Source organism: Neorhizobium sp. BETTINA12A (genome assembly GCF_023006485.1).
GTDB lineage: Bacteria > Pseudomonadota > Alphaproteobacteria > Rhizobiales > Rhizobiaceae > Neorhizobium.
Window position 1 is genome coordinate 1 of sequence record NZ_JALBGW010000149.1, and the last position, 11,652, is coordinate 11,652.

14 protein-coding genes and 1 riboswitch are annotated in these 11,652 nt (G+C 63.1%); of the genes, 6 read left to right on the forward strand and 8 right to left on the reverse strand.

The window, feature by feature from the left end; translation table 11 throughout:
• Window positions 1–435, reverse strand: a 435-nt coding sequence (locus MOV61_RS24050) for a hydroxyethylthiazole kinase (RefSeq protein WP_247138393.1), incomplete at its 3' end; no start/stop codon positions are given.
• A gap of 38 nt (window positions 436–473) precedes the next feature.
• Window positions 474–569: riboswitch (TPP riboswitch) on the reverse strand.
• Window positions 570–682: 113 nt separating this feature from the next.
• Between MOV61_RS24050 and MOV61_RS24055 the strand changes: the two genes are divergently transcribed.
• The 3 genes from MOV61_RS24055 to MOV61_RS24065 all read left to right on the forward strand — a co-directional run bounded on the left by MOV61_RS24055 (window position 683) and on the right by MOV61_RS24065 (window position 3,678).
• Window positions 683–3,031 (forward strand): heavy metal translocating P-type ATPase, encoded by a 2,349-nt coding sequence (locus MOV61_RS24055; protein ID WP_247138394.1) that lies wholly within the window; start codon window positions 683–685, stop codon window positions 3,029–3,031.
• Window positions 3,032–3,104: 73 nt separating this feature from the next.
• A complete protein-coding gene (locus MOV61_RS24060; RefSeq protein ID WP_105435155.1) occupies window positions 3,105–3,380 on the forward strand; it encodes a type II toxin-antitoxin system ParD family antitoxin in 276 nt (91 codons plus the stop codon).
• Complete coding sequence (locus MOV61_RS24065) at window positions 3,370–3,678, forward strand: type II toxin-antitoxin system RelE/ParE family toxin (RefSeq protein ID WP_247138395.1); 309 nt, start codon at window positions 3,370–3,372, stop codon at window positions 3,676–3,678. The genes MOV61_RS24060 and MOV61_RS24065 overlap by 11 nt, the downstream gene beginning before the upstream one ends.
• A 9-nt stretch (window positions 3,679–3,687) precedes the next feature.
• Here the strand turns inward: MOV61_RS24065 and MOV61_RS24070 are convergent, their stop codons facing one another.
• Window positions 3,688–5,382 (reverse strand): alpha-glucosidase, encoded by a 1,695-nt coding sequence (locus MOV61_RS24070; protein WP_258718981.1) that lies wholly within the window; start codon window positions 5,380–5,382, stop codon window positions 3,688–3,690.
• 146 nt (window positions 5,383–5,528) lie between these two features.
• Here MOV61_RS24070 and MOV61_RS24075 point away from each other — a divergent pair, with 146 nt between their 5' ends.
• Together MOV61_RS24075 and MOV61_RS24080 are read left to right on the forward strand one after the other, a co-directional pair.
• A complete protein-coding gene (locus MOV61_RS24075) occupies window positions 5,529–5,711 on the forward strand; it encodes a hypothetical protein (RefSeq protein WP_247138396.1) in 183 nt (60 codons plus the stop codon).
• Between the two features lie 10 nt (window positions 5,712–5,721).
• Window positions 5,722–5,949, forward strand: a complete 228-nt coding sequence (locus MOV61_RS24080) for a hypothetical protein (RefSeq protein ID WP_247138398.1) — start codon at window positions 5,722–5,724, stop codon at window positions 5,947–5,949.
• Between the two features lie 78 nt (window positions 5,950–6,027).
• Here MOV61_RS24080 and MOV61_RS24085 read toward each other — a convergent pair whose 3' ends face one another.
• From MOV61_RS24085 to MOV61_RS24105, 5 genes are all read right to left on the reverse strand, one after another.
• Window positions 6,028–6,834, reverse strand: coding sequence for a class I SAM-dependent methyltransferase (locus MOV61_RS24085; protein WP_151046703.1), 807 nt, complete (start codon window positions 6,832–6,834; stop codon window positions 6,028–6,030).
• A gap of 201 nt (window positions 6,835–7,035) precedes the next feature.
• Entirely contained in the window at window positions 7,036–7,785 is a 750-nt protein-coding gene (locus MOV61_RS24090) for a DUF6683 family protein (protein WP_247138399.1), read from the reverse strand.
• A 70-nt stretch (window positions 7,786–7,855) separates the two neighbouring features.
• Window positions 7,856–8,626: a gamma-glutamyl-gamma-aminobutyrate hydrolase family protein gene (locus MOV61_RS24095; RefSeq protein WP_247138400.1), complete on the reverse strand. Its 771-nt coding sequence runs from the start codon at window positions 8,624–8,626 to the stop codon at window positions 7,856–7,858.
• Between the two features lie 91 nt (window positions 8,627–8,717).
• A complete protein-coding gene (locus tag MOV61_RS24100; protein ID WP_247138401.1) occupies window positions 8,718–9,047 on the reverse strand; it encodes a DUF6665 family protein in 330 nt (109 codons plus the stop codon).
• A gap of 393 nt (window positions 9,048–9,440) precedes the next feature.
• The gene (locus MOV61_RS24105; RefSeq protein ID WP_247138402.1) at window positions 9,441–9,896 is read right to left on the reverse strand and encodes a MarR family winged helix-turn-helix transcriptional regulator; all 456 of its coding nucleotides are present in this window, start codon (window positions 9,894–9,896) and stop codon (window positions 9,441–9,443) included.
• Window positions 9,897–10,117: 221 nt separating this feature from the next.
• Here MOV61_RS24105 and MOV61_RS24110 point away from each other — a divergent pair, with 221 nt between their 5' ends.
• Complete coding sequence (locus MOV61_RS24110) at window positions 10,118–10,321, forward strand: hypothetical protein (protein ID WP_157885278.1); 204 nt, start codon at window positions 10,118–10,120, stop codon at window positions 10,319–10,321.
• Window positions 10,322–10,542: 221 nt separating this feature from the next.
• Here MOV61_RS24110 and MOV61_RS24115 read toward each other — a convergent pair.
• Window positions 10,543–11,652 (reverse strand): MFS transporter (locus tag MOV61_RS24115; RefSeq protein WP_247138404.1); only part of this gene is annotated, 1,110 nt, incomplete at its 5' end.

Consider the following 11,652-nt stretch of genomic DNA (forward strand, 5'->3'; position numbering starts at 1 on the left):
ATGGCCGCTCGACTGGCTGCCGGCCAGCGCGATGATTTCCGAGGCGTTGCCGCGAATGACCGTGGGCCTCAGTTCCATCAGCTCGGCGAGTGCGGCGCGGCGATAGGCGGTGGCGTAATGGGCGACGGGGTCGAGCACCCATGGCTTGCCGGCGTTTGTGGCGGAGGCGGCCGCGGCCTTCATGCCGGCCAGGAAGTCCGGCGACAGGGTGCCGATATTGACCGTCAGGGCCGCAGCGATGCGGGCGAACTCGCCGGCTTCTTCCTTGGTATGCACCATGGCGGGCGAGGCGCCGGCCGCCAGCATCACATTGGCGGCGATATTCATCGCCACGAAATTGGTGATGTTCTGGACGAGCGGGTTTTTCGCGCGCATTGCCGTCAGCAGCTGGCCGGGGGTCTCTGCAAGGGTCCCAAGGGGCATTGTCGTCTGCATGTCTGCCTCGTTCGGCGGGGCAGGCGCAGGGCGCAATGTTGAACGCCCGGACGACTCCCTCCGCCAGCATGATCTGGTTCAGGTTCTAAGGGTGCTTCTCAGCCCGGTTTTGCCGGACGCCCCTGTCTTCACCATGGCTTACAGCAAAGATAATGCGCTTCGCCAGTGATTTTTTCTGATTTTGGGCCTTGCAGCTCTAGTCGCTAGAGGTTGTAGAGACGGGGCTCGATCCAATGGGAAAGACACGATGAACGCGACGGCACAGGCACGATACAAGGTTGGCGGCATGGATTGCGCCAGCTGCGCGACAAAGATCGACACAGCGGTTCGCCGCATGCCGGGCGTCGAGGACGTGTCCGTTTCGGTGGCTTCAGGCACGATGACGGTGAAGCATGACGGGACCGGCGATCTCGGCGCGATCGAGAAGAAGGTCGTGGGGCTTGGGTATTCGCTCAGGGCGCTTGGGCAGAAGGCGCCGGCAAAGGTTGGAGCGAATGGCCCCCTCACCCCACCTCCGCTTCGCTCGGCGGACCTCTCCCCAAGGGGAGAGGAGGACGGAGACGGAGCGGCAAGTCTTCTTCTCCCCAGCGGGGAGAAGGTGGCCGCGGAGCGGTCGGATGAGGGGGAGGCCGGTCACGGCCAACATAGCCACGACGGCGGGCACGATCATTCCCACCACGACCACGGCACGACGGAAATCGAGGGCCTGCACGGCCATGATTACGGGCCGATGGACGGGCCGTGGTGGAAATCCGCCAAGGGCCGCCTGACCATCCTGGTCGGTATCGCGTTGGCCTCGGCTTACGGGATCGGCCATCTGGTGCCGGCCTATGACACCTATATCTTCACCGCCGCAATGCTGATCGGCCTGGTGCCGATCGCCCGCCGCGCCATCATGGCAGCACTCGCCGGCACGCCGTTTTCGATCGAGATGCTGATGACGATCGCCGCCGTCGGCGCTGTTGTCATCAATGCGTCGGAAGAGGCGGCCGCCGTGGTCTTCCTCTTCCTGATCGGCGAGCTGCTGGAAGGGGTCGCGGCCGGCAAGGCGCGCCAAAGCATCCAGAGCCTGACGGCGCTGGTTCCGAAAAACGCGCTGCTCGAAGAAAACGGCCAGACCCGCGAAGTGCCGGCCGAGAGCCTTGCCGTCGGCGCGACCATCCTCGTGCGCCCCGGCGACCGCATTTCGGCGGACGGCATCATCATCGCCGGCGAAAGCGCGATCGACGAAGCGCCGGTGACGGGTGAAAGCACGCCGGTCTCCAAGGGCATCGACGACACGGTTTTTGCCGGCACGATCAACGGTGATGCCGCCTTGCGGGTTCGCGTGACGGCCGCCGCCGAGGACAATACGATTGCCCGCGTGGTGCGGCTGGTCGAGGAGGCGCAGGAGAGCAAGGCCCCGACCGAGCGCTTCATCGACCGGTTCTCGCGGTATTACACGCCGGGTGTCGTTGCCGTTGCCGCACTGGTCGCCATCCTGCCGCCGCTTGTCGCCGGTGCGTCCTGGAGCGAGTGGGTCTACAAGGGCCTGGCGATCCTGTTGATCGGCTGCCCCTGCGCGCTGGTCATCTCGACGCCGGCCGCAATCGCCGCATCGCTGTCCTCAGGTGCCCGCCGCGGCCTGCTGATGAAGGGCGGCGCGGTGCTGGAAACGCTCGGCAAGATCACCGCCGTCGCACTCGACAAGACCGGAACGCTGACGGCCGGCAGGCCCCAGGTGACCGATGTCATCGCCTTCGGCCGCAATGCGGAAGACGTGCTACGCTTTGCCGCCGCGCTCGAAACCGGCTCCAGCCATCCGCTCGCCGTCGCCATCCTTGCCAAGGCTGCCGATGACGAGGTCGAAATCCCGACTGCAACGGATGCCAGGGCGCTCGGCGGCAAGGGCGTCACGGCCGTGGTCGAAGGTGAGGAGGTTTTCCTCGGTTCGCCCAAGGCCGCCGCCGAGCTTGTGTCGCTGCCGATGGCGCATTCGAGGCGGATCACCGGCCTCAACGACGAGGGCAAGACCGTCTCGGTGCTGATCGTCGGCGGGGTCCTGGCCGGTGCCATCGCCATGCGCGACGAACCGCGTCCCGACGCTAGGGCCGGTCTGAAGGCGCTAACCGATGCCGGCGTCAGGACCGTCATGCTGACCGGCGACAATGCCCGCACCGCGACCGCGATCGGCAAGGATCTCGGCATCGAGGTGCGCGCCGAGCTGATGCCGGAAGACAAGAGCCGCATCGTCGGCGAGCTGAAAAGCGAGGGTTACGTGGTCGGCAAGGTCGGCGACGGCATCAACGACGCCCCGGCACTCGCTGCCGCCGATGTCGGCATCGCGATGGGCGGCGGCACCGACGTGGCACTGGAAACTGCCGATGCCGCAGCGCTGCACGGCCGGGTCGGCGACATCGCCGCGATGATCGCGCTGTCGAAGCGGACGATGCGCAACATCTACCAGAACATCTCGATCGCGCTCGGCCTGAAGGCGGTCTTCCTGGTGACGACCATCCTGGGGATCACCGGATTGTGGCCGGCGATCCTCGCGGACACGGGGGCGACGGTTCTGGTGACGATCAATGCGTTGCGGCTGCTGCGGGTGAGGAACTAGGCACCAGGCCGCGGAAGATTGCGCAAGACACTGTCGTGTTGCAGAATAGGGCAGCGTAAAAGGATAGGCTGACATGCGCACCAACAAATCCATCACCCTGACACTCGGTAAACAGCAGCAAGTTCTCGATGCCATGGTGGAATCGGGGGACTATGACTCCGCCAGCGAGGCGGTGCGCGCTGCTTTGCGCGCACTCGAGCGGGAAAGGGAAGCCCTGGACGAAATCATGCGCCTGAAGGTTCAGGAAGCCATGGACGATCCGCGCCCCAGTATTCCGGCCGCCAAAGTATTCGCGGAACTTCGCGAATTCCATGCCAGCCAGGCGAAAGCCGACAAGCGTGGTTCATAATGTCGAGTTTCGACCGGCAGCCGTCACTGACCTCCGGCGGATCTACCTGAGAATTGCCCAAGAGGCAGGGCATGAGCGCGCTGGAAACTATATCGATCGAATTGAAGCGGCCTGCATGAGCCTCGCGGCATTTCCCCAGCGCGGAACGGTGCGGGGCCATGTCCACCCCGGCTTGCGCGTCATAGGGTTCGAACGCAGTGCCGCAATAGCGTTCGTCGTCGAGAAGGACAGGGTCAATATCCTGCGTATTCTTCCGCGGGGCATGGATTTACCCGCCGACTGGTCCGCGGATGACTGACGCGCCTTTTCAAACCGCTCGCGCCAGAACCGCGAAAGCCTCATAGGGCTTCAGCGTCAGGCTCTCGCAGAGCGCATTCACGGGCTCATAGTTGGAAATCAGGCACTCGCCGGGCGACCTCAATTCTCCCGGCAGCTCGACGGTCAGGTCCCTGGCCGTGAAATTGGCCGCCACCACCAACCGCTCCCCGTCGAGCGTTCGCGAATAAACGAAGACGTCCGGATGGCTGTCGAGCCAGCTCTGGTAGGTGCCGTAGACGATCACGTCATGGGCTTTGCGCAGCGCGATCAGCTTGCGGTAATGGTTCCAGATCGACGTCTCGTCGGTCATTTCCGCTTCCGCATTGATCCTCGGATAATTGGGATTGACCTCGATCCACGGCACGCCGGTTGAGAAGCCGCCATAGGGCGCGGCGCTCCATTGCATCGGGGTGCGGGCGTTGTCGCGGGCGTTTTCGTTGGCGCCCTTGATGAATTCCTCCGGCGACAGGCCGGCCTCGATATGGAGGCGATGCATGTTGAGCGTCTCGATGTCGCGATACTGCTCGATCGTGGTGAACGGCACGTTGGTCATGCCGATCTCCTCACCCTGATAGATGAAGGGCGTGCCCTTCATCAGGTGCAGCACGGTTGCCAGCATCTTGGCCGATTCCACCGGATGGCCGGTCGCATCGCCGTATTTGGAGACGGCCCGAGGCAGGTCGTGGTTGCCCCAGAACAGCGAGTTCCAGCCGTCGTCCGACAGCGCATATTGCCATTTGCCGAGCACCGATTTCAGCTTCACCAGGTCGAACGGTTTCGAGCGCCATTTGCCGAACACCTCGTCCCATTGCTGGGTGACGTGCTCGAACTGGAAGATCATCGACAGTTCGTGGCGGTTGCGGCCGGAATAGAGGAGAGCCGAACCGGGCGTCGCGCTCCAGGTCTCGCCGACGGTCAGGATATCGCGATTGCCGAATGTCTTGCGGTTCATTTCCTGCAGGTAGTCGTGCAGGTGGGGACCGTCGTGGACGATCTCCTGGTCCACCTGCTTGCCGATATAGTCGATGACATCCATGCGGAAACCGGCAATGCCGCGCTCCAGCCACCAGTTCATCATCTTGTAGATCTCCGCCCGAACCGCCGGGTTTTCCCAGTTGAGATCCGGCTGGCGGGTCGAAAACAGATGCAGGTAATATTCGCCGCTCAAGGGATCGAGCGTCCAGGCCGGCCCGCCGAAGGAGGATTTGAGGCTGTTCGGCGGCCCGCCGTCCGCAGCGGGTTTGCGCCAGATATAGAAATCGCGGAACGGGTTGCCCGGGCCCTTGCGGCTCTCGACGAACCACGGATGTTCGTCCGACGTATGGTTGACGACGAGATCGAGGACGATGCCGATACTCCGTCTTTTCGCCTCCGATACCAGCCTGTCGAAATCGCTAAGCGTGCCGAATTCCGGGGCGATGTCCTGGTAATCGGAAATGTCGTAGCCGTTGTCGTCCATCGGCGACTTGTAGATCGGCGACAGCCAGATCACGTCGATGCCGAGGGATTTCAGATAGTCGAGCTTGGAGGTGATGCCGGGAATATCGCCGACGCCATCGCCGTTGAGATCGCAGAAACTGCGCGGGTAGACCTGGTAGACGGTGGCGGTGTGCCACCATTTGCGTTCTATCGGCAATGCAGCCTGCTTGATCGCGGCGGCAAGCTGATCCTGAAGGTCGTTCATCGATGCCCTCCCTGCCTCGTTAACCTGTTCGAACGCGAGAGCGCGGGCGGGGGTTCCTCACTCCCGGCGGCAACAACGCGTCGGATGGAACATCGTGACTCGCTGCGGGTTAGACCAGTGGGAACCGCAAGAAAAGGAGACCCTTCATGAGCAGCAAACTTCCCCCGACGCCCTCGGAAAACTTGAGCCACAAGGGCTCCGGCGAACAGGTCCATACGTCCGACATCAAGCGCGGCAAACCCCAGGCGGCGAATGATCCCGGCAAGCAGGGCCAGCAAGGCAATACCAAAGTCAACACGACCCATCAGGGTTATCAGCAGGACCGATAGGGAGTTCATCATGTCGACATCGCAGAAGACACCCGCAAGCATCCGCCAGGGCGGGCCAGGCGCGTCCCATGAAAATGCCCCCAACGCGAAAAAGGGTGTGCCGCTGGACGTGAAGAAGCCGCCGGCCGATGACGATCTGCGTTCCACCAGCCGCGTTTCGGGCGGCGGCGGCGAACGCGACAGCCACCATACGCACGATGCGAAGAAGAAGGGTGGTCGGGCGAACACGACGCATTGATTGGTCGAACCGGATTGGACGACGAACGCTCTCCCGTTGGCAATGCCGGGAAGGCAGTGTGTTTTCAGCGTCAGGCGATCAGGCGGAGGGAACCACGCCCCGGCAGGCCCAGGCGACGGAGACGAACGACCGAGGACCGTCCGGCCTGCCCGCCTCGTAAGCGGCCCTGACCGCGGCATCGGTTTTCGCCCGGAGCGCCGGGTCGAGCGAGGCCACATATTTGCCGAGCGGTCCTTCGCCGGCGGCGATCGGCGCCCAGTAGTCATCGAAGGACTGAAAATCCATCCGGATCATCAGCGAAACTTCCGCCACGTCGACGAGGCCCTGGCGGATGAAGCTGTCCTTCATCTCGCCCGGCTGCATCATCGGCTGGAAGAAATGGTGGCTTCGCATCTGCCGGGCATTGTCGTCCAGCATCGAGACCGTGTCCCACATCATCCGCATGGCGGGCATGCCGCCGAGATGATCCCAGACGGTCGCAGCCACCACTCCGCCCGGCCGCACCACGCGCCGCATTTCGGCGACGGCCTTGTCCGCTTCCGGCACGAAATGCAGGACGAGAAGCGCCATCGCCCGGTCGAAATAACCGTCCTCGAATGGCAGCGCACAGGCATCCGCCTGGCTGATCCTGATCCTCGGATCGGTGTTGCGGCGGATTGCCTCCTCGACGAAGACGGGCGAATAGTCGATTGCCGCGATCTCGGAAAGATTGGCTGCCTTCGGCAGTGCGAATGTCAGGCTTCCGGTGCCGCAGCCGACGTCGAGAACCCTTTCTCCGTCTTCAAGACCGGCGAAATCGATCAGCTGGGGTGCCAGCCTCTGGCTCCAGCGCCCCATGAGTTGCTCGTAACCGCCCGCGTTGCGGACATTGAAACTCGATGTCATGTCGCCCTCCAAACTTCCGGAACCAAGGCTATTCCTGGTTTCTCCGGTTGCCAAGACGGCCGAACGGGGTACGCGAGTCAAAGGATGGCGCCGGCCGGCCGCGCCATTAAGACTTTGTTGACACCTGTCAACTTGCCGCCGAGGCCTCCACCGTATCGAGCCCGGTGCAGATCATCGGGGGTCAGTTCATACCGGGCCGATTCAGTCCGCCGGCTTGAAACCTTCATCGGTCAGCGTCATCGAGGCGAGGTCGAGCCCCATGCCACGGGCACCTTCGGCAGCGGCACGGCCGATCGCCTTGGTCCGAGCGGCATTGCCCTTGGCCTGTTCGAGCCCGACGCCGAGCAGCAGCGCCTGCATGAACAGGGCTTCCGACATGGACTGCTTGAGGCTGTCATTGGCGTTGGCGAATTCGGGAACCGAAGCCATGGTGCGCATCACCTGCTGCTTGACGGCAGCCGTTGCCGCCTGGCTCGGATCGTCGGTCGAACCGCGCGTCGCCTGCCAGGCACCGATCCACCAGACCGTATAGGCGTCGGCCAGGTTGTCGATCCGCAACCCGTATTTGGCGAGCGGTGTCCGCATTTCCTCGATGATGTCGCGGGAGGCGACCAGCTGAGCGAGGTCGTCCGCACCCTTCGGATCGGCAGCCCGGCTCTTGGCGACGAAGCCGGCGAGATTGGCCGTGCGGCGGGCTTTCGAGGGGACGTAACGGAAACTGTCCGGCCGCACCGGCCGGGCGGTCTCTGGGGTGGCGGATGCGGGGCCCTGGTTGCCCTTGCGCTGCATCTGCCGGCGCAGCGTCTCGGCGATCGGCCCCATGTTCAGCGTCGCTTCGAAGGCGCCGGGACTGAGCGGCCCTGAAAAATCGGCACGTGCCGGGACGTTTCCGGCACCAAGGACGGCAAGGCCCGCCAACAGAATTGCCAGATACCTTGCGTTTGCCCGCATCGCCGAATCCCCCAAAATACGATGGGCACTATATGCGCCGCGGTCGGATCGGCAAGTTGAATGGCAGATATCAGCCGGCGTTCCTGCGTGCCCGGACGGCTTCGCCAAAGGCCTCGAACAGGGCCCGGTTGATGGGATTGACCTGCGGGTCGTATTCCGCATGCCACTGGACGCCAAGGGCAAACCCTTCCGCCTCCTTGAACCGGATCGCCTCGATCGTGCCGTCTTCCGCCACGCCTTCCACGACGATGCGGTTTCCCAGCTCGTCTATCCCCTGGCCGTGGAGGGAATTGACCCGGATCGTCTCGCGGCCGAGCAGGCGCGCGAACGTGCCGTCCGGGGTCAGCCGGACGTCGTGCCGGTCGGCAAAGACGACGGTCAGGTCCGGGTGGATTTCGCCGTTTTCCAGGCGCGGCATGCGGTGGTTCATGCGGCCGGGCAGTTCGCGGATCTCCGGGTGCAGCGAGCCGCCGGCCGCGACGTTCATTTCCTGAAAACCGCGACAGATGCCGAAGACCGGTATGCCGGCGGCAACGCAGGCATTGATCAGCGGCAGGGCGACCGCGTCGCGGTTCTGGTCATAGGGTTCGTGGCGAGCATGCGGCTCGGTGTTGAAGTGGCTCGGATGGACATTGGCGCGGCCTCCGGTCAAGAGGATGCCGTGGACGGTTTCGAGCAGAGTCGGAATGTCGGTGATGTTCGGATTGCCGGCAAACATCAGCGGCAGGGCGCCGGTAACGTCCGCGATTGCCCTCAGATTCTGCTCACCGACGAGCTGAGCAGAAAAGCGGTTTTCGACACTATGGGTATTACCGATCACGCCGATCACCGGTCTGGACATTGCTCAAATCCATCATTCAGCCGCAGCGCTTCGATCAGCGGCCTGCCGGCAATTTCAAATTTCACTTCGAATTTTACCTGGGGAATGGATTTCACTTGCGGACCGCCCCCACTCTCGCAAGCACCTCGCCCGGGATCGCATACCGCTTGATGATGTCGCGATTGTTCCGAAGACCGCAGATTTCGCGCTGGATGAACAGTCCCCAGACGGCATCCGCCGCATCGTCGCGAAGCCTCTCGCGCAGCACTTCGCTGTCGCGCTCCGGGTTCCAGGCATTCAACGCGCCGAGCGCTTCCTCCACCTTCAGCCCCTGCCGCCCCAGCGCTGCCGCGCGCTCGGACATCAGCTCGTATTCGAGGACGTTGAAGCCGGTATTGGCGAAACCTGGCTGATGGAACGACTGGGGAGGGCGGACGCTCATGGGAAATACCTGGAGTTTCCACCAATGTTAGCCGATTGCTGCGGCGCGTCAAATGAGGAATGGGGTGGGTGGTGTGGATGATGGTGCACCGGAGGACGCCTCGCCAGGGAAGCGGACGAACACGCAGGTCTTTTCGGCGTAGTCCGCGGCGAATGCCGGTTTCCCCCGCCGTAGGGCTTCGACGGGCTGGGATTGAAGACTGTTGCGACGCCCGGCGGCGATGCGTGCGGTGCCGATAATGGCGCCATGTTGGAGCTCGAGTGTTCATGAGGCCCGCAGCATTACAGGCCGAAAGCGAGTGGCGCCCACCCGTTTCATGCGCGCCGGCGCAAAGATCCGGTCGGCTGACAACAAAACGCCCCGCGGCAAGAATACCGAACAGGCGCGACCGCCTCACGCGAGGATATCGATGTCCTCCAGTTCGCCGATATTGGCGGTGATGCGCTCGAACAGCGCCACGGCGCCATGCATCTGGTCGGGGTCGATGTTGCTGAAGATCTGCTCGCGCATCCGGTCGGCAATCGAGCGGACGAGTTCCGCCTGCTCTTCGCCATGGGCCGTCAGGAACAGAAGCTTGACGCGGCGGTCGCTGGGGTCCGGCCGGCGTTCGATCAGGCCGTTCTCCTCCATGCGGTCGAGGAGGCGCACCATGGTCGCCTGTTCGAGCTCCAGCTCGCAGGCGAGCTCGCTCTGCGTCATGTTCTGCTTCTTGGCAAGGCGGAACAGGGCGCGGGCGCGCGGATAGGTCAGCCCATGCGCCGTGACCTGCTGATTGAAAGCAGTACGGATCTTGCGGCTGACCTTGGTCAGCGCTTCGAAGAATTCGGATGCGATCGGATCAGGTTTCATCGCGAGCTTGACGTTTACGGGCTAAAGTTTCTGGTGCGAGACGTGGCATGTCGGCGGGTGCGTTTCAAGAGATGCAATGTAAGGCGCTGGTTTCGGAGAGAGATAGTCGAAAGGCTTACTTAGGCACGGCGCGCCCTCCATCATTAACGTCGCGTTAACCATGGTTGGCTAGAAATATCGGTGCGCGAATGACCTGCGCGCCTAACCTCTATGGGATCAACATGTACGTTGTATCGGTGCTCGACAATGGCGACCAAAGGACATTCGTGTCCGAAAGCCTGAAAATATTAGACCGGATCGTCTACGCCACCATTTGTGGTTCTCCGAAGCAGTTCCTGCTCTCCGAGGTCGTCGATATCGTCCCGGTCGACGCAAAGCCGACCAAAGCTCCAACGACACGAAACGCCGCTTCCCTCGTCCAATAGTCCGCTCGCGGACCGAAGGATCGAAGAGAGGAAACGATCGCGTTTCCGCGAACCGCCTGCCCGCGCATCCGTAACTGGACTGCCCGGCCGAGGGCTCGTTCGCGCGTCTGCTCACGTCGGCTGCAACCGATCACAAAACGGGGTCGCAGCCGCGGAGGGCTCGCCGGCATATGTCGGCGAGCTTTAACACAAGCCATGTTCGTTTTTACCTCGGCGGCCTCTTACTCCGCCGCGTCGGCCTGTTCGGCGGCGATCGGTCCTTCCTTCACCTTCTTGTTCCGGCCCGAAAGCACGTCGCCGGCCGTCTCTGACAGGCGGAAGAACGAGAAACACGAAGAGGCGGAAATGATCGCGATGATGATGAAGGACATCGCGAAGGCGAAGTTGGTGAGCGTCTCGGAGCCGCCGGAAAAATAGTGCAAGAGCATGGCCGACATCGCGACGCCGGTGCTCTGGGCGATGCGTTGCGCCATCTGCGACAGCGATGTCGCGTGGCTCATCTCGGAATCTTCCGTTTCCGCAAATGTCAGCGTGTTCAGTGATGTGAACTGCAAGGCCCTGAAGAAGCCGCCGAGCAGGATGATGGCGACCATGATGGCCGGCGCCGTGGCGGGTGTGAACGTGGCCAGCAGCGCCATCGACACGCTGGCGATCAGCGCGTTCCATAAGAGGACGTTGCGGAAGCCAAAACGGCGCAGGATACGTCTCGTCATGGTTCGCATGCCGAAGGCGCCGATCGTCGACACGAAGGTGATCGCGCCGGATTGCAGCGGCGTGTAGTGAAAAACCTCCTGCATCAGCAGCGGCAGCATGAACGGCAGGGCGCCCATGCTGATCCTGAACAGCGAACCGCCGGTGACGCTCGAGCGGAATGTCGGATACCGGAAGAGTTTCAGGTCGAGGATCGCGTTCGGCGTGTTGCGCGCATGGCGGATGTAAAGGCCGAGCAGCGAGAAGCCGACCACAGCCAGGGCCAACGCACTCGAATTCATGCCGCGGGCGAAGGAATCGAAGCCGAAAATGACCGCGCCGATGCCGGCGCCGGTGAAGACGAAGCCCGGGAAATCGAAAGAGGTGCGTTCGGTCGGCGGGATATTGTCGATCAGCGCGAGCGTCAGGATGATCGCCACGATGCCGACCGGCAGGTTGATCCAGAAGATCCAGTGCCATGAACTGACGCCGGTGATGAAGCCGCCGAGCAGCGGTCCGATCGCCGGGCCGACTACGGCCGGCATGCTCATCAGCACCATGGCGGAAACCAGTTCCTCGCGCGGCACCGAACGCACCAGGATCAGCCGCGCCGTCGGCAGCATCAGCGCACCCCCGAAACC

Bases quoted from the DNA above. Each gene is read 5' to 3' on its own strand.
- MOV61_RS24055 (WP_247138394.1), top strand. From the start codon at position 683: ATGAACGCGACGGCACAGGCACGATACAAGGTTGGCGGCATGGATTGC.
- MOV61_RS24060 (WP_105435155.1), top strand. From the start codon at position 3,105: ATGCGCACCAACAAATCCATCACCCTGACACTCGGTAAACAGCAGCAA.
- MOV61_RS24070 (WP_258718981.1), bottom strand. From the start codon at position 5,382: ATGAACGACCTTCAGGATCAGCTTGCCGCCGCGATCAAGCAGGCTGCA.
- MOV61_RS24075 (WP_247138396.1), top strand. From the start codon at position 5,529: ATGAGCAGCAAACTTCCCCCGACGCCCTCGGAAAACTTGAGCCACAAG.
- MOV61_RS24080 (WP_247138398.1), top strand. From the start codon at position 5,722: ATGTCGACATCGCAGAAGACACCCGCAAGCATCCGCCAGGGCGGGCCA.
- MOV61_RS24085 (WP_151046703.1), bottom strand. From the start codon at position 6,834: ATGACATCGAGTTTCAATGTCCGCAACGCGGGCGGTTACGAGCAACTC.
- MOV61_RS24090 (WP_247138399.1), bottom strand. From the start codon at position 7,785: ATGCGGGCAAACGCAAGGTATCTGGCAATTCTGTTGGCGGGCCTTGCC.
- MOV61_RS24095 (WP_247138400.1), bottom strand. From the start codon at position 8,626: ATGTCCAGACCGGTGATCGGCGTGATCGGTAATACCCATAGTGTCGAA.
- MOV61_RS24100 (WP_247138401.1), bottom strand. From the start codon at position 9,047: ATGAGCGTCCGCCCTCCCCAGTCGTTCCATCAGCCAGGTTTCGCCAAT.
- MOV61_RS24105 (WP_247138402.1), bottom strand. From the start codon at position 9,896: ATGAAACCTGATCCGATCGCATCCGAATTCTTCGAAGCGCTGACCAAG.
- MOV61_RS24110 (WP_157885278.1), top strand. From the start codon at position 10,118: ATGTACGTTGTATCGGTGCTCGACAATGGCGACCAAAGGACATTCGTG.